The organism is Oligoflexus sp. (assembly GCF_035638955.1).
Taxonomy (GTDB): Bacteria; Bdellovibrionota_B; Oligoflexia; order Oligoflexales; family Oligoflexaceae; genus Oligoflexus.
In genome coordinates, this window is the sequence record NZ_DASQYZ010000187.1 from 1 (window position 1) to 22,084 (window position 22,084).

11 protein-coding genes are annotated in these 22,084 nt (G+C 53.4%); 6 read left to right on the plus strand and 5 right to left on the minus strand.

Annotation, left to right across the window (positions count from 1 at the left end):
* Nucleotides 1-331: 331 nt before the first annotated feature.
* Nucleotides 332-1,324, minus strand: a complete 993-nt coding sequence (locus VE954_RS17395) for a CAP domain-containing protein (RefSeq protein ID WP_324955029.1) — start codon at nt 1,322-1,324, stop codon at nt 332-334.
* Nucleotides 1,325-2,020: 696 nt separating this feature from the next.
* Between VE954_RS17395 and VE954_RS17400 the strand changes: the two genes are divergently transcribed.
* On the plus strand, nt 2,021-2,305 hold the full coding sequence (locus VE954_RS17400; protein ID WP_324955031.1) for a hypothetical protein: 285 nt from the start codon (nt 2,021-2,023) through the stop codon (nt 2,303-2,305).
* Between the two features lie 525 nt (nt 2,306-2,830).
* On the opposite strand, the gene VE954_RS17405 is transcribed toward VE954_RS17400, so the two are convergent.
* Entirely contained in the window at nt 2,831-3,820 is a 990-nt protein-coding gene (locus tag VE954_RS17405; RefSeq protein WP_324955033.1) for an isoaspartyl peptidase/L-asparaginase family protein, read from the minus strand.
* 140 nt (nt 3,821-3,960) lie between these two features.
* On the opposite strand from VE954_RS17405, the gene VE954_RS17410 reads away from it, so the two are divergent.
* Nucleotides 3,961-4,989, plus strand: coding sequence for an aromatic ring-hydroxylating dioxygenase subunit alpha (locus VE954_RS17410; protein WP_324955035.1), 1,029 nt, complete (start codon nt 3,961-3,963; stop codon nt 4,987-4,989).
* 212 nt (nt 4,990-5,201) lie between these two features.
* On the opposite strand, the gene VE954_RS17415 is transcribed toward VE954_RS17410, so the two are convergent.
* Complete coding sequence (locus tag VE954_RS17415; RefSeq protein WP_324955037.1) at nt 5,202-7,106, minus strand: 7TMR-DISM family protein; 1,905 nt, start codon at nt 7,104-7,106, stop codon at nt 5,202-5,204.
* 381 nt (nt 7,107-7,487) lie between these two features.
* On the opposite strand from VE954_RS17415, the gene VE954_RS17420 reads away from it, so the two are divergent.
* From VE954_RS17420 to VE954_RS17435, 4 genes are all read left to right on the plus strand, one after another.
* Nucleotides 7,488-8,114: a DUF4337 family protein gene (locus tag VE954_RS17420; RefSeq protein WP_324955039.1), complete on the plus strand. Its 627-nt coding sequence runs from the start codon at nt 7,488-7,490 to the stop codon at nt 8,112-8,114.
* A gap of 99 nt (nt 8,115-8,213) precedes the next feature.
* On the plus strand, nt 8,214-8,957 hold the full coding sequence (locus VE954_RS17425) for a PA14 domain-containing protein (protein WP_324955041.1): 744 nt from the start codon (nt 8,214-8,216) through the stop codon (nt 8,955-8,957).
* Nucleotides 8,958-9,083: 126 nt separating this feature from the next.
* Nucleotides 9,084-9,566, plus strand: a complete 483-nt coding sequence (locus tag VE954_RS17430) for a hypothetical protein (protein WP_324955043.1) — start codon at nt 9,084-9,086, stop codon at nt 9,564-9,566.
* 9 nt (nt 9,567-9,575) lie between these two features.
* Nucleotides 9,576-10,121: a DKNYY domain-containing protein gene (locus tag VE954_RS17435; RefSeq protein WP_324955106.1), complete on the plus strand. Its 546-nt coding sequence runs from the start codon at nt 9,576-9,578 to the stop codon at nt 10,119-10,121.
* A 45-nt stretch (nt 10,122-10,166) separates the two neighbouring features.
* On the opposite strand, the gene VE954_RS17440 is transcribed toward VE954_RS17435, so the two are convergent.
* Together VE954_RS17440 and VE954_RS17445 are read right to left on the minus strand one after the other, a co-directional pair.
* The gene (locus VE954_RS17440) at nt 10,167-15,044 is read right to left on the minus strand and encodes a beta-ketoacyl synthase N-terminal-like domain-containing protein (RefSeq protein WP_324955045.1); all 4,878 of its coding nucleotides are present in this window, start codon (nt 15,042-15,044) and stop codon (nt 10,167-10,169) included.
* On the minus strand, nt 15,044-22,054 hold the full coding sequence (locus VE954_RS17445) for an SDR family oxidoreductase (protein WP_324955047.1): 7,011 nt from the start codon (nt 22,052-22,054) through the stop codon (nt 15,044-15,046). Before VE954_RS17445 ends, VE954_RS17440 begins: the two co-directional genes overlap by 1 nt.
* Nucleotides 22,055-22,084: the final 30 nt, after the last annotated feature.

Sequence of the window (22,084 nt, forward strand, 5' to 3'; positions counted from 1 at the left end):
CGGCCACAAAATGAACTTTTTGCCAAAAAGCGGAGAAGGTTCAACTCTGGTCAGCCTTCCTGCATGAATTTTAAGGCTATCGCAATCCAGTGAAGCAGACCCGCACAAGGCCTGGATTAATTCCTAGGCATTCTTTCCGGGGCCCTGTCTCAATCCAGTGAAGCAGACCCACTCAGGGCACGGATTAATTCTTAAACATTCTTTCCGGGGCCCTGGTATTATGGGGCTTATGGCTTCCTATGAAATAACTGCCGCCTTTGTGAAGGTGGATGGCATCCCAGTGAATGAGATCTTTAATAGATTACGGCCCTGATTGGCCTAGGGCCTCCACTCAATTATGGAAGAGCTGCGTTCCGTAGTATTCCAGTTGGCTGGATGAATTCGTCTTGACGTGCAAGCCCATGCCGATAAATCGATAAGCACCCATCATATTGTTACGATGACCGCTGCTATTCCACCACAAGGTGAACAAGGTATTCGCGATTTCTGACGTGGTCTCCGCGCGCAGTGCGCTGTAAGAAGCCACATTCTCGGCCGTGAAGCGAACGGATGAAGCGGGAAACTCCGCGTTCAGGACGTCCTGCCTTTCACTCGGAAACCCGGCGTGAGAAATAGTTTCAGCAGCCGCCTGAGATTTGGACCATTTCCTGGCGACGAACGATCCTTCAAGTGAAAGCTTTATAGGCGCAAGATTCGCGGCCTTCCTTTTCTGATTCAACAGATCTACGATTTTGGCTTCGGCTTCGCAAGATAGCGGATCAGCTTTATAGCAACTGGTTGGCCCCTGAGGCTGCGGTTCGGTCGTAGGCTGAACATCCGGCGTACTACCGCGACCTGCAGTATCGGATTTGACTTGAACAGTGACCTCAACCGTCTCAGATAATTCATCGTTCTCGGAAGAGGATATCGCAGAACACAGGTGAACTTTGAAAGTATTATTTCTCCCAGGATCTACCTGGACCGTATGGAGAGGCCGCTGCTCCTCAGAGCAGTTTTTCGTAGCCAGTTTTTTCTGGTCTCCCTCCTGTTTGGTTACCTGTATGGCCAAACGGGTGCCAACCGTAAACTCCGTATCTACGATGAACGGAGTCTCAGCCAATACTTTGTTAAATGCGTTGTTGATTCTATTCCCCTGCGAATCCACGGCATCGATTTTAATGAAGAACGTTATGTCCGGACCTTCACCTTCGTCCTGAGTGAGCCTAACGATTTCACGATTGCGGCCATCCTCACCCAGAAAATCCACGTCCTTATCACTATTTCTATCTCGGCACGAACTCAAGAACAAGGCAAGCACCGCCGAACCAATTACGACCCTCTTCATGATTCCACATCCTTTCATCGAATATCCAATCCACTCAACGCCCTCTCTGGTCCCGAAATGTAAACTCTATCGGGACTAGTCAAAAATTCAAGACCTGCACCCATAAGAAGTGTGCATGCCTTGCTTCTATCGCCTTGTGCGTTTGGATGCTTGTTTCCCGTTGATAACTATACGAACAAAATACACTTAGGTTACCAGTGTGAGCAAATGCGAATTTCCGATTGTCCAAATACGAAACACGACTCTGATGAGCTATACCCTTCAAGCCCTTCAGTCAAGCTTCCTTATGCAGTATTTCCCTGTCATATCTGGTCCTCAAAGGGCGACAGTTTTCTCTCCAGAACCACAAGTCCTGTCGCCGCAACACAACAATGGTTCATGCCATCTGTGGCCACTTAGTGAGCACCGTGAGCACATTCTTAGTGAACCCCGGTGAGTTAATGTGTTCAAAGGGCTCTGTAGGATACATTCGACTGGCAAAAGTATCTTGCGAAATTTCCTCCACTTGACCGCAAAGTGGAACCTGGACCGAGCAGTGTAGGAACAAGCAGTTCCATTTGTGTGCAGCCCAGCGAAGTGACTAGTATCTGGCGTGTGGATCCAAGTTATGTTCACCTACCCAGAACTGTTCTCCCGGCAATAACTGGCAGGCGTAATGATGACTCTTTGACGAACTGGAGCTGCACCGGATTTTTTATGGATCAGCCGGATTTAATCGCAACTGCAGCCCACTGTGTTAAACCAGAGTTTGAAGTTAAAGAAATGTGGGTCAATGCGTGGGCTGGCGTCCATCGAAAAGATGGCGGCTCGACGGTAAGGCCCTTCACGTATGGGATTGTTGATGGTGGTGTTGCGCACCCAAGCTATGACAGATATAGCAGCTCTGTATTATTATTCGCTTTGACGTTGCCGCGCTTAAAATTAATCCAGCTTATTTCTCGTCTATTTCCCAAATTGAGATATGCAGATATCCCCAGGTGATAGCGGTTCGCCTGTTTTTTATTCGGGATCAACACCTGCCTGAGTATCCCCCACTTCCGGGCGAGATACCTGTAGACTATGCTGTTCATGATCAGATTTGGCCAGAGGAAACCGCCTTGTGCAGGACCCCACCGGGCAGGTACCCTGGCCGACGGCGACTGAAGCCCAGGCCATAGCCGAAGCTATTAAATAACCGTCCTGGCGTTTCGAAGACTTTGTTTGTCTACCTCAGGCGTGCAGCCCCGGCTGTACGCCTTTGATTTGACCTTTTCTACTTTTCCCTGAAAAAAACCGCACCTTTACAAATATAGTTCAAAAATCTAAAGTTCGGTTTCGAAATATCCGATATGGAAATATCTAGTGCGCGCAGACCAATTAATCCAAGCCAGCTGAGGAGGAAACCGTGAAGAAGTCACCACCCGGCATTCTCGAGCCAATTTAATGATGCTCTTGCACTAGAAAATTGCTCAGCACCATCTTTGACCCATTCAATAAGTCGACCTGCATATAAGCGCACACTCCCTGTCACGGAAAAATTTGCTTACAGCCTGACCCAGCAAACGCCATATCAGGTGTGCTAAACGCTGCACCGCAGCGCCCTTCACGGTCGACCGCGATGATGCCGCCGCGCCCGCCTGTTCGTCTCCACATTTCCTGAAGAACAGCTTCGATCGCCTGCTGAGGATGCTGCCCCGCGGTTACGCGCTGACTGACAGATTTAGCGGCCACGATGCGGGTCAGACCTTCACCCCATCCTGTGCAACTGACAGCAGCCCCTTCATTGTCAGCATATATTCCACACCCTACAAGGGGTACATCCCCAACCCGACCGGCTTTTTTTCCAGGAGTTCCACCGGTACTTGTGCCTGAGAAAAGGCAAAAGTGACCCGTCTTGTTTTTGACTCCTAGAACAACGCCAACAGTTCCTCGGCGATCCGGCTCAGGTCCGGATCGACTCTTCGTTTCGGGATTGGAAAAGAAGGTCTTTGCATCTGGCTTGCCCGATGCCAGCCATGCTCTATGAGCCGTGATTTCCCGCTCATGGACAAGAACACTTATATCGACCTTTCGAAATCCTTGGGACATTGCAAAGTCCTCGGCACCTGTTCCGACCAGCAGAACATGGTCCGTGCAGTCCATCACAGCGCGTGCAATGCGCGAAGGATTTGGAAAACTACCGAGTGCGGCGACCGCACCCGCGCGGAGACCTGCACCTTCCATGACGGCCGCATCCAGCTCAACCACGCCATGTTCATTCAAAAAGCTTCCTGACCCTGCATCAAAAACAGGATCGTCTTCAAGAATCCCAAGAACTTCCACAATAGTGTCCATTGGATCCTTTCCAGACTGCAACCGACTAACAGCGTAATCATAGGCAGCAACGACTCCGGCGCGATGAGCCTCTTTAAGACTTTGCGGTATATCCCACGCGCCCCCGTGAACCTGCACGACATAATCAAGCGACGAGCCCTTTGTTTGAACCATAGAAAAAGCGGGTTGGTATGGTTGGTCCATCTCATCTACCTCCATTTTTGGGGCACTCTATCCATCAGAATCGTGAAAGCAAGTCTTTCCGTTAAAGTTGAATATTTAACTATCCGATATGGAACAAAATGACGCAGATAGATGGAAATCACAGGACTGGAGGTGGACCGATGCTCAAAAATTTCTGGTATATTGCCGGTCAGACCCGGGACATCACTCGAGTTCCGAAAAAAGTTATTTTATTGGGCAAGGAACTGATCGCCTACCGCGACAGCCGGGGTCAGCCTTTGGTCTTCGACAACCGCTGTCCTCATCGAGGCGCTGAGCTAACCCAGGGTCAGATCGAAGGTGACTGTGTGCGCTGTCCCTACCATGGTTGGCAATTCAACTCGCATGGTGACTGTGTGGAAATTCCTTCAAATACCCCGAGGGATGGAATTCCTCCCCTCGCGCGACTCAGAAAATATAGTGTTCAGGAGCGTTACGGTTGGCTTTGGGTTTACCTTGCGGACCTCGCTGATGATCAAAGGCCGCCATTGCCCGAGTATCCCCTATTCGATGCCGACGGATGGAGGGCTGTTCACGGAACCTTTTATTGGAATAATCACTATTCGCAGGTGATGGATAATGCAGTTGATATGGCACATACGGCCTTTGTTCACAAAAAAACATTCGCTAATCCGGCCATGGTTCCAGATTATCGGATTGTGAAGAACGCATGGAGTGCAGCCGCCACCATTCCTCATGAACCCAGACCGCCGAAAGGCATCTGGAAGCTCTTCCATGGTCAAAGAAAAACGCTGACTGTTACGCTCGAATTTCACATGCCGAATATTGTTTGCATGACCACTGACGCCGGTGCGATTCGCTTTTGCCTGATTGTGGTTCATACGCCTGTCAATGAACATGAGACTATCAGTCATTGGCTTATGATACGTAATTTTCTCAGAATCCGTCCTGGTGACTGGGATTGTGCTTATCGAGTTCAGAAAATACTACGCGAAGACAAAGCTATCCTGGAAAGCATGGGTTCAGTGGCGGTGCCCCTGTCCCTGTCGTCGCAGCCTCACGCCCGGGCTGATCAACTCGCGCTTGCCTATCGGCGTTATCGCAAGCGCTTTGTTGATATGGGGTGGAAGATGGATGAACCGGAAGCGTCGAGGAAAGAAAGCCGACTGCCGAAGAAAGCATCAAGATAAATGTCCCTCCTGGGAGATTCAATCCTCCTTGTCAGGAGCAAGGGTTGATTTTAGCGCCTGTCGACAGGGCCCAAAATTTCTGTACTCGTGAATGTTGACCCGAAGAAGCTGTGAGTTGGATTCTCTACCTCTTTCATTCATGCTTTTGTGGAAAACGTCGAATAGTGCATAAGGTTCATCGTGTGGCCATCAATGAGTCGCTGGGTTCGGGCTCAGGCAGCCGGTTGCGATCGCGCGGACTCCGACCGGAGTTCCATGAAGTAAAAGCAATGAGCCTGTTCATCGTCTCGAATGGTTTGCTGGACAGCATCGACATCAAAGCGCTGAAACAGGACTTGAGACGCTGGGCTCAGCATATTGAACACGCGATAGTCGACCACCAGTAAATTGCCGGTGAAGGTAATCTGCCGCAAGGCGCCTTTGCGCAACTTCTCATAGCGATCAGCCAGGATAATCCCACGCCCGAACATGTTGTATTCCAGAACACCGGCCGATGGATAGTAGGCTTCCACCTCACCAAAGCTGATGGCAATCGAGGCCTGCACGGGCCGAGTGAATCCATGCCGATGGGCTTCCTTCTGAAAATTCTTCGAGAACTGCAAAGCCAGTTTGAGAGCCAGATCCGCTGGATTCTGGCCGCCCGGCGTTTGGAACGGAAAGCCAATGGAGCAGAAGAATCCATCACCCACTTCCTTCAATCGATAGGCGCTGGCTTCCATCTTTTTTTGATCATAACCAGCCAGCATATCCCGGTAACATAAAGCAAATGTATCATTGAGAAAGGCTCGGGCTTTCTTGCGATCGAGTTTCGAACTGCCTATCGTATCAAAGGAAATCACGCAGGCCTCGCCCTGGCCCGTAGGCATGGTCTGTTCGAGGCTTGAACCATTTTTAATCAGTTCGATCTGATGCGGATAGATGATTTTTTCCAGCTGACTGTAGCTGTGCGCCTTGGAGGCTTCTTTTTCCATCAGCTTCTTAATGAAGACTTCCCGTTCCGCGTGGGATCGATTCTGCAGATAGTTGTAGCGTTCGCCGAGTGCGAGCGAAAGGACCAGACCTTCAATGGCCGCACCGACGATCTGGGCCCAGGTCGTGAGCAGATTGATGGGCAGGACCCCGGCTGATTTTAACGCGACAACGCCTGAAGCGACCAGGAGAATGGCCCAGCCAATCGTATAATAGATCGCCGGACGATAACCACGAAGGCTCGACCAGATGCCGAGGCCCAGCAGCAGGATTGCAGCTCCCACGGTCAGGAACACCATGAAGAAGGAATCCAGACCGTAAGGCAGGAATAGGCCTGTGAGGATGCTGCTGGCCATAAAAATCATCACGCCTTGTATGAGGCGACCCAGGCGCGGGTAATAGGTCGGCAGGTTGAGAAAATGAATGGCAAAACTGAGCGCGAACGTCCAGGCCAGCTTCACACTCACGTGGACGCCTTCATTCCAATAAAAAATCAATGCGTCGTTACTTCCAACCAAAAAGATGCGACTCACTCCGGAAAAAATAATCTGGACATTCAAAAAGGTCACAAGGTACAGAACATAGTGCAGGTAGACCTTGGATTTCATCGAGAAGTAGAGGAAGAGGTTATAACAAACCAGAATCAGCAGACCGCCCAGCAAAACCGACACAAATACCAGTTCCTGGTTCACCTTATTGAAGTAAGGCATGGGATCCCAAAGATCGAATTTGCCGCTGAGCAGCGCCTGACTTTTGACTCTTATGTAGAGAAAGTTTTCGCCCGGCTGAAGTTCGACGTTAAAGAGCGGATTGCGGCTATGAGCCACAGCACCGACCGTTGCAATACGATCCCCTGCCGCCATCGTCTGGATGGTGACGCCTTTGTGCTGAAGGTGGACGTGAATTTCATCAGTCAGGGTATAAGGATGGTCGAGCAGCAGATGTATTTTTTCTTTGCTGCGATTGATGATCAACGATTTGATCCAAAGCGCACCCTTGACCTGGGACTGGGATGAAGGATAATCTGCGGTCGATTGCCAGTTCACCGAGCGGCTGACGGTATCCAGATCCATGGTGCCATCGGGATCGATTTGAAATTCGCTGCGTCCCCAGACGCCATACTCAATCAGGTCGCCTTTCGTGGGCACGACAAGAGTCTCCGCTGACAGATCGCACGCCAGCAGTCCTACGAAAAGCGTTAGTGCTGATAACAGTAGACCCATTTTTCTCACAAGTCCCCGGAGGGATCGGCACCTGCAGGGTATTTTCTCGCGTGTCCCTGGTAGGATCGGCATCTGCAGGGCATTTTCTCACTCGTCTCTGGAGGGATCGGCATTTACAGGGAAATCTTGATATCAAAAACAGAATTTGCACTTTTTTCATTCTTACCCAACGAAAGAAGTTGGGAAGTTCATGCCCCGGTGGGCCTTGGATGTGCGAAGCCCCTTGACCTTGACGCCAACTTTCGCTTTATTTGTAAGATGAAGCGATCAATCACTCGATTTAAGGCAATGGAGGGCCTTGCATTGATGAAGTCCTGGGTGCGTTTGAAGTCCAAACTGGAAGTTGCCATGCCTCTGAGCATCGCAATTTTTGCGGCTGTTCTGGCTATTAATGACCTGTTTGCCGGAAAATATGGTTCCGACGAAATCAAACTCAGTAACATGCGCAACAATTCCTATCAGTGGTACCAGAGCAAAGGCATCAAAAGTACCATCGTGGAGGGCCAGGTGGATTTGCTTCAGGTGCTGCTGGCGTCCGGCAGCATCGCGGCGGATAAGAACGAAGACATGCAAAAACTCGTAGGCCAGCTCCAGGGCAAGGTCCGCAAATATGAAAAGGAAAAGACGGAAATTTTGGTGGGTTCCAGGCAACTGCCGCAGGATCTGTGGGTTCAGCCCACCGATGGCAAACTGGGGCTGATCGTAGGGGCCAAGGAATACGATGGCTATTTGGAGTCACTCGACAGCGCCGGCAACTTCTTTGATATCGCATCCATGCTCTTTCAACTCTGTCTCGTCACGGGATCGGTCGGCATCATGATCTCGCGGCCCACGATGAAATGGAACTTTTTCCAGGTCACGGTTTTCGCCGGCATTGTCGGTATTTTTTTAAGTTTAAGCGGGATATGGACGGCGACCCAGGTCGTCATGTAGCGGACGTGCTTTCATTAAAGTAAGAATGAGAAACTTCACTCCTCCCGCCATCAGGCCGAATGCAGTCCGAATGTGCGACCTCATGGAGGAGGAGTTTTCATGCAAGGATTGTGGCTCACATCGGCGTTCAGCCTTATGCTGTTTTCAGCCTGTGCCAACGAAAAATTTCGCGATCAAGGGTCGCAGACCCAAGCCCCTGCTGGCGCAGAAACCGCCGACACCAACCCGGATGCCGTTCCCGAGCCAAACTCGGAAGACGCCAGCATGCCAACCGACGTGACGGAAACCACCGCTGATGCCGACACCGCTCCAGCTGCAAATCCTCTCTTTGCCGATTGTCAGACCACTCCAGAACGTCCCATCGTAGGCGATCTCTATCAGCTGGCGCCGAACACCAGGGAACTGCCGGACTACCACAAAATGAAGGCCTTGAAAAAAGTTTGCCTGGCGCAGCTGGATATCAAAACCCGGAGTTTTACCGAAGGGTTTCCCGGCGTGGAAAAACTATTTGAATGGTTCAGTCTCGACATGCGCTTTGCGATCAAAGTTCCCAAAGCCGGTAAGTGGGAATTCAAACTCGTGGCGGATGATGGAGCCATCCTTTATATCGATCAGACCAAGGTCATCGATAACGATGGCGTTCATGAGACCAAGGAAAAAACTGGTCGCAGTCAGTTGACAGCAGGTTTGCATGAGGTTCGTGTGAGTTATTTCCAAGGACCTCGCTACAACATCGCGCTGGAACTCTATTGGAAGGGTCCCCACGATAACGAGTTCACCTATATTCCAGCAGCCACTCTGCTACGCCCTCAGGATGCTCGCCTGATGAGCGTGAGTCCCTGATGGCAAGTGGTGTTTTGAATTGTGATCCTGTCCACGGATTTTGCGGTTCGGTGCTGTTATTTTCAGTATGTTGTCATTGGCCTGCTTTTTGCATCGGCACACTGTAAACGACAGTGGGGAAAATCGATGAGGCGCTTAGGTGCTTTTGCAACTCTTACATTCATTTTGATTGTGCCTCAGGCATGCATCCCAAAAACCAACAAGGGCACCGAACAAAGCCAGGATCTGGTGGCCGCCTCGATGGGAGGTTTCGCAAGTGTCATATACTCTTATCCCGAATCTTACGTCTGCAGTACAGAAAGAACTATGACTCTGCTCTTCACGGGTGATGATCTCAAGCACCCTATTTTCTCTAGCATCGCCAACACCCCAAAATCAGCTTATGAGCCAGGCTCGGTCTGCGCAATCGCTGCCGAAGAAAAGCAGCCTTTGGAAATCAGATTAAAGCTCAAAAAATCTGACGGCTCGCAGGACGTTCTTGTGTCAACGTCCATAGGATGCGGTCAGGAATTGTCTCCAGATGTGACTGGTGTGATCCCCCCTAAGCTGCTCGATGAAATCAAGCAGGTTCTGCACCCCAAGAGCACGAATCTATTGGCTCCTTATTAGCAGAATACCATCGCAGTCTATTATCAAGGCGAACGCCTTATTGAGGCCGATCCTGGAAGCTTTGAAGCCTTGAATGTCTATGCTCGAGACAAAACCAGAGTCTACTTTGGAGGTCAGGTCATGGAAGGTATCGATCCGAGCAGTTTTGTCGAGCTGACTGCCGGTTGGGCAAAAGATCGATCTCATGCTTTGTACAAAGGCGGTATTGTTGAGGGCGCTGATCCCGCTTCTTTAACCGTGGACAAGGTGGATCCTGATTATGCCCTGGATTCCAGGCAGGTTTTCTATAAAGGCAACCTGATGCCTGGCGTTGATCCCTTAGGTTTCACCTGTATCGACCGTCGCTTCTGCAAGAATACCACCCAGGTCCTGTTTATGAATTCTCTGGTGTCCGATGTTGATGCGGCCACGTTCACTGTTGACTCATGTTCAACAGAATATCCCAAACCATTGAATCAAATGCTTTGCACCGCTCCTCGACCTTCCCTACCGCAGCTGGTAGTATGTCAAGTTCATGATAAGAACCGCAGTTTTTCCCTGGAGCGCAAGCTTTAGGCGCGAACGGAGCCGCGTCGCCTCCCGGCACTCTGCGCCTGCAATTTATATTGGCTCCACCTGCAAACCCTTAATCTCATAAATCGGCAACTCATCGCGATACAAGAGGCCATCTGCGGTAAGCGCATGCGTGGCCGGATCAGTTTTCTGAATCTTCAGATCCAAGGTTACCAGCGCAGTACGAGGCGGCACCTGGCCGCGATAGGTCCAGCTATGCTGCGACGTGGGACTCATGCGCCAGCCTTTATGTTCCGGCCAGCGTTCATGCGCAGCGGCCTTGAGCGTTTGCAGCAGCGCTTCAAGACCCAGGGATCCTGGCATCACAGGATCCTGATAAAAGTGGGCCTCGAAGAACCATTCGTCGGTACGCACCTCTTTTTTACCGACAGCATGATCACCGTTAACAGCAATCGCATCCACCATTAAAAGGGGAGCACATGGCCAGGCCTCACCCTGAGGGTAAGGAGTTTCAGCCGCATTTCCACCCTGAAGCGGTGCAACGTGTCGCAATCCTATTTGCTGCGCCAGCGCTTCGGTCGTGAAGTATCCAAAACTGGTCGTGCCTTCATAGACCAGGCCCTGCGCATTGCTCACGGAAAACGCGTAATCCTGAATAATCATGTTGCCAGAACGGGCAATCTTGGTGCTGGTCACACGTGTATATAGAGTGCCAGAACCAGGACGAATGCTTTGATATAGTCGGGCATCCCCTGATAAATTGCGGAAGGAAAGATCCTGCTCACTGAGGAGAGCCGATCCCATGTACGCAGCCATGAATCCACAGGGCTGCAGAGCAATCTCCAAAAGAACTGAAAACGGCATGCTACCATTGGCTTCCGCGGACCAGTACCAGGCGTTGTCGGGCAGATCATAAGCGGCCACCAGCTCAGTCCCGACGTGCTGCTGCATCAAAGGTCCACGCACCCATTCCACCCGATCCAAAAACTGGAATGGAGGACGTGGCAGGCGCGCGATGCGGCGCTGCTCATCAAAAATACGATAGGGCTTGCCAAAACAATCAGAAGGTCGGTCGCTGGAAAAAGCCAGGATCTGTTCATAGGTATAAGCAGGAACTTCGGGCCGGCGCCAGAGGGTTTCCAGCTTTTCCCGGCTCTGCCCTGGTACCTTCAAACACATATCCGTAATATCGACGATAGGCTTGCCGTCCGCATACATCAACGCGTCCCCGATCACATAAGGCTCCGGGCCGTAGCCCATTTCCTTGATCTCGACTTCGTAGGTGACTTTCCGCGTTGTGGCCAGCACCTGTCCACGGCATTTCAATTGCGACACCACACCAGGAATGGACTCGAAACTGAAATCATACTCGGAACCAACCCAGCCCATGCGCATCAGATAAACGCGCAGAGTATGCAGACAGCATTCATACATCAAGGTGCCAGGCATCACCTGATCATCCACGAAGTGGCACGTCAGGAACCAGTCATCCGCATGAATATCCGCTTCACCCACGATACGGCCTTTGCCATAGCGTCCGCCATGCACTTGAAGTTCCGGGATGCGGTGCACCAAACGCATGTCACCGCCGGGCAATGTTTTCGGTTGTTCCAAAGGTAAATCAGCAAAGGCGGGGCCAAAGCAGGCCGCATAATCACCACGGCGTAAGGCATCCAGCTGCGTGTCATGAAACGACTCATCCTTCACAGGAACCAGCGGCTGATAACCACCGGTCCAGCGTCCTGCCTGCGGTGTCAGCTGCAGCTGGCTGCGCTTCACGCCACGTCCTTCGGCTAATGCTTCGTCGGTAAAAAATCCGGCGCAACCGTCGGTCATGGTCATCAGGGGCTCACCGTCCACCGTGGCTTCAAAGCCGAAGTGGAAAAAGAGTGTACCACCCTGTTCAAAAAAACGTTTGATGCGAATGTTGTAACGCACCGTGCTACCGGGCTCCGGCAGTCGATTATGAAAACAAACTTTCGCATCGAGCAGGCGATAGACGGCCTGGCCTTCCGTTTTGAAATCCGCACCGAGCCAGGCAGAAAGCATAAGATCCGCCTGGCCGGATTCCACAGCGATGCTCGTCGGCATGCGGCCCCCATCCAGGTACCAGGCGTCGGCAAAGACATCGTGCTCGGTGACCATGAATCCATCCTGCATGGAACGAGGCTCACCCTCGATATGCATCACGCGGTGGCAAAGGAGAAGCCTTTCATCGGGCAAACGAACCCGTTTGGGAAAGGAATCCACTGCAGCAAACTCAGGACCAAAAACCGGAGCAATACGCCCAGCTGCGAATTCCTTGCAGGCTGCGTAATCGAAGAGCGCAGGTTCTTCATTGAATGGTTCATGCACCCAACGGTAAAGCTCGCGCCCGGGCCGTGAATTTTCGGCGGCCGGGGACGGCGCAGCGTAATGTTCACGCGCGGGCCGTGATATCTCAACGGGTGCGGACGGTGAAACGGTTGACGCGGGTGGATCATTAAAGAGGCTTTGCAACAGAGCATCACCTTCCACGCGATAACGCAGAAATGTTTCATGACTCTGCGCCACGACCTTCTGGTGATCAATCAGCTGCTGCCAGACGGGTGATAAAGAAAGGGATGCCGCCGTTGAAACTGGCAAAGGCGACTCCACGGCCACCTCGGCCCTTGACAAAGCCTGTAAATCACGACGTTCGATCGTGATTCCTGGCTGCTCTGGCAAACCCTTAAAGCGCATGGATAACTCTTTACGGGTTAGACGCAGGGACCCCTGTTGCTGATCACTTCCTGCGATGATCCACTCCTTGGTTGAGCCGCCGATCCATGCCGAACTCTGTAATTCCTGGATCACATCAGCCAATGCTGTGGCGCTCCCGCGATAAGGTCCGACGTGGGAAAGGCTCGGCGCGGATCCCGGCAATGGCGCGCTTAAGGCGACGCTCTCGATTTCAGCAAGTATGGAGAGGCCCTGAGCACGGGCCCAGTCGGCATCAGCAAGGAGTAACGCTGTGGCTGAATCCGCGGCATGATCAATCTCAATTTCACCCGACGCCATGCGTTCCGACAGCTGCGCACGACCGCGGGCGCTGCCGAGCATATCGACTGCAAAAACCAAAGCTGCAGGCATATCACCGCGCGCAATGGCGGCGCGTGCAATATCAAGGGCCTTGAGCCCGGAATTTTCCATAACCGAGACAGTGAAGGACGGACCGCCCAAACGTGCCTCACGCGCAATCCGCGATGCGACGATGCTGCCCAAGGCTCCGATCACCCGATCGGCATTTAAAGGCGAAATCAATTCGTCAGCTGCTTCGGCTTCCCCTGCGGCCTGCAAGGCCCATCGGCAGGCATAAAGGTTGGTCACAGGATCGAGTTCCAAACCGACCATGCAACCTATTTTTTTAAGGATGGATTCATCCCAGGCTGGAAGATCGAGTTTACGCAGGACCAAAAGACTATAAAGCTGCTGCGGAAGAATTTCGCTCAATTCGGTCGGCGGAATTCGAAAGAGTCCATAAGGGATGTCGGCACGGGTGAAAGCTTCCGCGGTCATTTCATCGGCTTGACCTGGAATCCACTCCGTCGCAAGCCAGGCGCGATCGTCCTCGCTTAAATGTGCCGCACTAATGATCGCAACTTTTTTCGAAGCCGAGGGTTTCTGCTGCTCCACCGGATAAGCCGCAGGATCCGTGCATTGCTCCAGCAAAAGGTGAGCATTGATCCCACCAAAGCCAAATCCGCTGATGGCAGCCCGTCGCTTGCCATTTTGGGCGTCCCACGGCTCAGGACGCTGGAGAACCCTAAAATGCGGTCGCTCCTTGTTCCAGGTTGAAGGCATTTTTTCAAAATTAGCGGTCGGCGGCAGCTTGCCTTCCTGCATGGCCATCAGAAGTTTCGCCAGACCTGCGGCGCCTGCCGCTGTCAGCATGTGTCCCACGTTGGGCTTGACCGATCCCAGGGTGCACTGCGCTGACACTGGAGCATCGGTCCACAATTGCAGCAGGGTTTCCCATTCTGTTTTATCGCCCAGGGGAGTTCCTGTCGCATGACATTCAATCATCTGCACATCCTGCGGCTGCCATCCGGCTTCGGCATAGGCAGCCTGCATGGCCCGCAACTGACCTTCACTGGAAGGCGCCATTAAACGACCCTCCCGATCATTGGACAAGCCCGCCCCACGGATGACGGCCCAAATGAAATCGCCGTGCTCCTGGGCATCTTCCAGGCGCTTCAGAACGAAAATACCCGCGCCTTCGCCCACCAAAAGTCCATCGGCACGCTCATCAAACGCATGACATCGACCCGTCCTGGAGAGAGCCTGCAAAGCTGTAAAACCGACCTGCGTGTAAAGACTATCAGGGCGACTCAAACCACCTGCCAGAACGCAATCCAGCTCACCGGAACGTAAGCTGTCGCAGGCGAGCTTAATCGCATAAAGGGACGATGCACAGGCGGCATCCAATGTGAAAGCGGCGCCACCCAATCCCAGAGCTCGTGCCAATACGGAAGCCGGCAGAGCCGCTGGTGAAAGATTCCAGCTCGGTGCTGATCCCAGGGATTCCTGCAATCCAAGGCGACCCATTACCCAATCCGCAGCCAACGCCGCCGATGTTTCGGTGGGCAACGCAATGTTACCGAGAATGACGCCGCAGCGTTGCCGATCGACAGTCTGATGCCGGGATCCAAAGAAGGCATCGCGTCCAGCGCCTAGAGCCATATGAAACAAGGGGTCGAGTCCCTGCAAAACACTGGAATCAATTTCCAGCCCAACCGACGATTCGGTCTTTTGTTCCAGGGCATAGACCCGGTCATGCGCAATGCGATCCTGAGGATGCTGCTGAAAGTAAGACGAAGGCAGGGGCCATCGACCATCCTCGACGGCTTGTCCCAGGTCACGGCCTTGCACAATATGGTGCCAGAATTCCTGAGCGGTTCGGGCGCCTGGCAACCGAAGACCCATACTGACTATAGCGATCGACATTATATGGCTCCGATTCCAGGTTCAACGGAACCCAGTTTGGTCTGACGAAACGCCTGGGAAAGCCCGGCATCCAGAACCGCTTCAACATCCTTGAAACGCATCACAACTTCATCACTATCATTGATAAGGTCGGCATCCGCGATCAGTCTATGCGACTCCGAACGGCGAACGCGCAATTGCAATTGGCAGCGCTCCTTGGGTAGCGGCTGCAGAATCTCCAGGCTTCCCACCTGAGCCGGGAGACAGGGTTTGCCTTGCTGCATGGTGGACCAAACGATGGCAGCCTGAAATACGGCGTCCACAATTTCACCCGAGACCAGCCACGATTCCGGCAATCCCACCGAGCTCCATTCCCCAGGTGTATGCCCCAGCATCAGCGTGGCATCGACACCTTCCCTGGAACAGTTCTGGATGCTCTCGATCAGCTGCAGGTCCTCACCATGGAATAAAATTTCGGCATAAGGGTTGAGTCCCTGGCAGAGAGGATCCAGTGGGAGTGCAGCCTCGGCAGCAATCGCTTCGCGTGGCGCGATCGGGCCGAGCAGCAGTAGCGCCTTGGCATGCCGCATCTTATTTTGCTGAGGGTTCTGACTGCACAGCACCAATTCCACCGGGGACTGTCCCGGTTCCGAAGTCTGCTCAATCCAGACGGAAAGACTTTGATCCGCATCCAGAATGATGCCCTTCCAGACCTTAAAATCCTTAATCTGCAGGACCCGTCGCTCAGGATCCAGGGCCTGCGCCGCCGCAGCGAGCCATTCCAGGAGCAAAGCGGCGGGAACCACGGCACGCTGTTTGATCACATGGTCCAGCAGCACAGGCACAGTGTGCACGTTGATTGTGAACGAGGTCAGAAGCTCCTGCATCGGTTGCTGGCGCGCGGCCAAAGGCTCGGCTTGGGCCAGAACCACCAGTTCATGAACATCGCGCAAGGGATGAGCCAGCGCATGATGCACCAGTGCGGCACCGGATTCGAGGGGAATGGTCGCCACACCTTCCGAGGCAAATATTTTTTTCAATCCGTCGTTGACCATACCACCCGCCCAAGGGCCCCAGTTGAAAGCGAGTCCATGACATCCGCTATAGTGTGTGCTGATGTACTGGGCGAACTTGTTCAAAGCCTCATTGGCCACACCATAGGCGACCTGTCCTTTGCGTCCGAGACGCGCCGTGGATGACGAAAACAGCAGGGCCCAACGCAAGCCTTTTTTCGCACACTCTTCGATATAAGGCAGGATACGAAGTTTGGTATCGAGGACTTCAAAAAATTCCTCGTCCTTTTGATCCAGAATCCATTTATCGCGGATCACGCCCGCCCCATGGATCACAGCTGTGGGGACGCCGTGCGTTTGCCAGAGATCGTGAAAGCTCTGCCGCAACTCGGCATCCTTGCTCACGTCCACCACCTGATAAATGACTGTGGCACCCGCCGCTTCCAGCTGACGAATGTTGTCACGTAATTCCCGCTGCTGAATGAGCTGCCGATAGGCACCTTCCAATTCGCGAGGATTGGTTAATTCTGGGTTTTGATTCATAAGGGCGCGTTTCAGAGCAGCTGGTTCTTTCAACGCACGCAGGTCGTCTGCTTCGTCCTCACCCAGGGCGGTGCGACCCCAGATCACAAAGCGGGGTTGCCAGGTCCGGGCGAGTGGTATCAACGATGCGGCGGTCACCCCGCGCGCTCCACCGGTGACCAGAATCAGAGCATCCTTGGGTAGGCTTTCACTCGAATCGTCCTGGGTTTCCAAAGAGTGGTCATGCAGGACGAGCTGGTAAACCTGATCGCGGCTGATGCCGAGTTCAACAGGTCCTGCCAAAAGAATTCCATCCAGACAACGCAAAGCGGCTTCGATGCCGTCGGTAAAATCGCGTCCGAGATCCAAAGCGCGAGCGTGAATGCCTGACCATTCTTCAGCAACGGTTTTCGAAAGAGCGCTTAAGGCTCCCCCATAAACCTGCGATGTGGTCTGCAGGCCATCCAAACCAAATCGACCGCCATTGCGCGTGACAACAGCAACCAGACTCTGATCCGGTTGGGCCTTCAAAGCGGGGCCGCAGCGGCGCAGCAGGCGGAAAGCATAGCCCAGCCAGCGGACGGGAGGCACTTCCAATTTCAAAGGGGCGAGAAGAATCAGGCCTTGCAATTGCTCAGGAACCTGCAGCCGATCGGCCTGAGCCAATGACACCAGGCGAGCCAGAAGACCGCGCTCCTGCAGTTTCAGCATGATGTTACGGGCCAGGTTACTGCCATCGTCACCAATCCACACTTCCGATCCGGCCTGCCATGAGCGAGCCTGACCTTGTGGGAGAAAGACTTCGGCATCCAGCCTCTGCAGATGCAGGGCTTCGAGCGGATCCCTAAGATCCGCCTGAGTGTCATCTTCATAATCCTCGGCATCCAGCGCGTCGGCCAAAGTTATAACCTTGGCAGCAGCGATGGCACCGGCTCTTACCGGTTCTTCGGCGTCAGCTGGGATTGGCTCGGGTGGATTTTTTTTTTTGCTCAGATCCCAGTCTGCGTGACGATGATCCGGTTCCAGCAGGGATTGTTCCGCCAGCTGCTCAGCATCACCGAGACCCTCTCGAGCCAGGTGCAAAAGATCAGCAACCGTGGCGAGCGCTCCGACTTTATCCTGGGTCGCGCTTTGCAACCCGGGAATCAATTCCGCCAGCGCTGAAAAAATCTCGACTCGTTTGATGGAATCTATGCCCAGATCGGCTTCCAATTGCATCGAAGCGGCCAGGACTTCCTGAGGATATCCCGTTTTATCAGCCAGAACCTGATAAACCAGCTCTTCGGCGCCGCTGCTCATGATCCTGGTCAGAGGCGAAACGTCGTCGTCAGCAGGCGGCGGGTTCGATCCGCCGAGCAGTTCGAAAAGATCAGAAATGCTGCGCAAACCGTTCAACTCTTCGGTACTCAGACCAGCCAATTGCGGCAGGCGTTCCTGAATGACCGAAAAAATCTCCACCTTTTTGATGGAATCTATGCCCAGATCGGCTTCAAGTTCCATTCCGGGCTGGAGCATGGAAACTGGAAATCCGGTTTTTTCAGCCACGATTTCCAAAATACTTTGCTGATCCTGTGCCGAGGAGGACGCGGCCAGCGCCACTGTACCAGCAGCCCATGCACCCACGCGCTCGCTCGGGTCGGCAGGTGTTTCGGATCCGCGACTCAGCTGCAAAAGATCGCCGATCGTTTGCAGTTCACCGAGTCGGCTGGCATCACCTTCCATATGAGGATAGTGGCTTTGCAGCTGCGAGAAAATTTCCACCTTTTTGATGGAATCGATACCAAGATCACCTTCCAGGTTCATCTCAGGCTTGAGGAGTTCAGCAGGATATCCCGTGCAAGCTGAAAGAACATCATAGACACTGGTTTCATTCGATGTGTTCAAAACCGCCGCGGCTTCAGCAGCCGAAGGCAAAGCTTCGGGTGCTACAGAGGCTGTCACCGCAGGAGCAGGTCTGGCAGCAACCGTCTGAGTGGGACGAGCCGCAGGAGCTTGCGCAGCTGTCGGAACCGGTCGTGCTGGTGCCGGCGCAGCCGTTTGAGCGGGACGAGCCCCAGGGTTTTGTGCCCTCCCTTGAGGTCCATCATTCGCGGGTGCCTGGACCACTGTCTGAGGACGAGGAGCCGGGCGTGCGACGGGTGCGGGCGCGGCGGCTTGAGGTGCAACCGATGCCTCAGGAGCGGCCGGCAAAGTTTCGCCTCGCATCAGACCATGAAGTAAAGTTTGAAACTGCCGTTGGTTTTCCAAAAAGAGGGTATGGGCATCCGCAGTTTTCCGTTGGATGTCGTGCATGTCCTGCATGATTTTTTCGAGACGTTGCCAGGAATCATTGGAAGAAGACATGGTACCCTCTTGTGGAAAACTTACTTTCGAATCGTTAGTCGTGCTGGCCTGCGCAACAGGAGGCGTTGCGCGATCAATTGACATTTGTGGCCTCGACTGCGCCGGTCGCTGAACACGATCGCCCAAAACCTCTGGCTTACGTTGAGGCGCAGCAGAAAGAATGGATTCACGCGGAGCACTCGTCATACTTTCGATAGCTGGAGTGGGAGCCCGCGAGGACTCTCCTTTCTCACGAAGGGCTGGATGATGAGCCACGACCCCACCCACACCATGTGAAGGCGACCCTGCATGATCAACCGCAACCGTAGGCGCTACTAAAGCCGCAGGCTTCGCTGCCGGAGCGGCCTTCTTTGGATTTCGATAATTGGCGCCGGTAATCATCACAGTAAAATTCTTTTGCTCCGTCGGCTGGGGAATCTCAGGCCCTGCATCCCATGCCGTCAGCTGCACCGGATAACCCAGACTTGCCAGTTGCGCCAGCAATTGTCCCAAACCAGCAAGGCTGGAGGTTGCATCACCGTCCAGAGAAAGACAGACGCCCTCCAAGGCCGCGGCTTTTAACAAACCATTCAATTTCTTCTGCGGACCCACTTCAATAAAAGTCCGCACACCATCGGCCTGCATCTGCCGCAGCATGGCCGCGAAGCGAACCGGCTGTGCCAGTTGCCGGCTTAAAATCTGCTTCTGGTCCTTGGACGATTCTGGATAGAGATGACCCGTTAAATTCGCATAAACTCGCGTCCGAGGGGCCCGGAACTCGACAGCCTGCAGTTCCTGCAAAAACGCAGCGGAAGCTGGCTCTACAAAACTGGTATGAAAGGCTGTGCTTACTTCCAGACGGCGACAGCCAATGCCAGATTTCTTGAACGCCGCGGCTGCCTTCTGACAAAGCTCGGTATCGGCCCCGAGAACAATTTGCTTATCCGCATTAAAGTTGGCCCATTCCAGTTCCAACCCATTGTCATCGAGAACCTTGCGAATATCCTCTTCACTGGCCATGACAGCCAGCATCGCACCGTTGGGCTTACCCAAGGTATTCATCAAGCGACCACGTTCATAACTTAAATGCAAAAGATCCGATCGTTCCAGAACTCCAGCCGTCTGGAGAGCCAGGAGCTCGCCATAAGAATGTCCGGCCACCGCGTCGGGCTTAAGACCGAAGCGTTCCAAAACTTCTGTCAGAGCTGACCCCAAGGTCCCAAGGGCGAGCTGGGCATAACGTGTTTCGGTCAACTGCTGACGCTGTTCTTTTTGTGTCGCCTCGTCAAACGCCTGACCTGGATAAATACGATCGGAAAGCCGCGGGGCGTCCGGCTCAAAGGCCTGTAAGATTTCATTGCCATCCTGCAGACTCGTCAGAAACTCAGGAAAAAGACAGCTCAGCTCGCGGAGCATGCCAGGTTCCTGCGAACCCTGGCCCGCAAAAATAAAGGCCAGCTGTCCGGGAACCGCACCACGACCACGATAAAGCCAGGCCGGAGTCTTGCCGTCTTCCGTTTGCAAGGCCAGCTCCGCCGCAACCAACCGTTCCATGAGCAACGCACGGCTCGCCGCCACGAAGCAAAGTCGCTCGGTAGCCTGCGCTTGAAATTTCCCGCGCAGGTGACGACCCAGGCCACGACCCGACCAACCCTTTTGCAAAAGTTTCTGGGCTTCACGCAAGGTCGCTAAAAGTCCCGCAGGTTCGTCAGCCGAGACAGCGATCAACTGCAATTCAGGATCCCAATCCAATGCCGTTTTTTCGGCATGAAACTCTTCCAGAACAGCATGATAATTGCTGCCACCAAAACCAAAAGCGCTCACAGCGGCACGTCGTGGCCATGATGTGTGACCAACCCAAGGACGGGCCTTATCACTTAAAATAAAAGGTGCGCCCACCAGTTTCGGATGGGGTTCCGACACTTTGATGGTCGGCGGCAAGATTTTATAGTGCAAAGCCATGACCGCTTTGATCAGACCCGCCGCTCCCGCCGCAGCTTTGGTATGACCGATCTGTGATTTCACGGAACCGAGCTGACACCAGACCGCATCAGGATCCGCGTCGCGATACACCCGAGCCAAAGCTTCCAGTTCAACCCCATCACCAACCTTGGTTCCGGTGCCGTGACCTTCCACCAGTTCAATGGATCGCGCGCTGACGTCCGCCTGTTCATAGGCACGCGTCAAGGCTTTGGCTTGACCCTTGGCACTCGGCGCATAAATCGCCTGGCCCTTGCCATCTGAACTGGAACCAACCGACTTCAGAACAGCATAAATGCGATCCCCATCGCGCTCAGCATCCTCAAGACGCTTGAGAATAACAGCCCCCAGGCCTTCGCCAAGGATGGTTCCATCCCCTTCCCCATCATAAGGTCGCGCCGAACCGGTGGGTGAGAGGGCGGGCGTTTTGCTGAAACACATGTACATGAAAATATCATTGAAGGTGTCCATGCCGCCGGTAATCACCATATCAGCACGACCCGACTGCAATTCCATGGCAGCCAGATGTACGGCCGCCAGCGAACTGGCACAAGCCGCATCAACCACACTATTGGTACCACCCAAATCCAGTCGACTGGCAATCCGTCCCGCGACGACGTTACCGAGCAAACCAGGAAAAGAAGCTTCCTGCCAGGACACATAGCCGGCCGAAATCTCATCCATGACCTGCTGCGCCTGGTCCGAAGGAACACCGGCTTTATTCAGGGCAGCCTTCCAGATGGGATGGCCCAAACGCGCGCCCAAAGGAATCACGAGCTCCAATGTACCCGTCACTCCAATGACACAGGACACGCGATCGCGATCAAACTGGCTTTCCGGTCCGTAGCCGGCATCAATCAACGCTTCATGGGCGCAAACCATGCCCAGCAGCTGCGTGCTATCGGTCGCTTCCAGGGCATGCGGGGCAATCCCAAATTTTAAAGGATCAAACGCATAGGGTTTTAAATAGCCCCCAGTTTGCGCATACGTATGGTCCGGTTTTTTCGGATCGGCATTGAAATAATCTTCCGGGCGCCAGTGACTCAAAGGAATGGGGCCAATAGCGTCGTGACCCTGTCTAATATTGTGCCAGAATTCTTCCAGACCATTGGCATCAGGAAAAAGGCAGCCTATACCAATCACAGCAATGTCAGTAGATTTCCGGGAGGAAGCAGGCCTGGTTTCAAGAACCATGTCGGATCACCTTCTAGAGCAGCGTGAGTT

Excerpts from the sequence above, each read along its gene's own strand:
- VE954_RS17445 (WP_324955047.1), bottom strand. The coding sequence starts at position 22,054 with ATGGTTCTTGAAACCAGGCCTGCTTCCTCCCGGAAATCTACTGACATT.
- VE954_RS17420 (WP_324955039.1), top strand. The coding sequence starts at position 7,488 with ATGAAGTCCTGGGTGCGTTTGAAGTCCAAACTGGAAGTTGCCATGCCT.
- VE954_RS17405 (WP_324955033.1), bottom strand. The coding sequence starts at position 3,820 with ATGGACCAACCATACCAACCCGCTTTTTCTATGGTTCAAACAAAGGGC.
- VE954_RS17410 (WP_324955035.1), top strand. The coding sequence starts at position 3,961 with ATGCTCAAAAATTTCTGGTATATTGCCGGTCAGACCCGGGACATCACT.
- VE954_RS17395 (WP_324955029.1), bottom strand. The coding sequence starts at position 1,324 with ATGAAGAGGGTCGTAATTGGTTCGGCGGTGCTTGCCTTGTTCTTGAGT.
- VE954_RS17430 (WP_324955043.1), top strand. The coding sequence starts at position 9,084 with ATGAGGCGCTTAGGTGCTTTTGCAACTCTTACATTCATTTTGATTGTG.
- VE954_RS17425 (WP_324955041.1), top strand. The coding sequence starts at position 8,214 with ATGCAAGGATTGTGGCTCACATCGGCGTTCAGCCTTATGCTGTTTTCA.
- VE954_RS17440 (WP_324955045.1), bottom strand. The coding sequence starts at position 15,044 with ATGTCGATCGCTATAGTCAGTATGGGTCTTCGGTTGCCAGGCGCCCGA.
- VE954_RS17400 (WP_324955031.1), top strand. The coding sequence starts at position 2,021 with ATGGATCAGCCGGATTTAATCGCAACTGCAGCCCACTGTGTTAAACCA.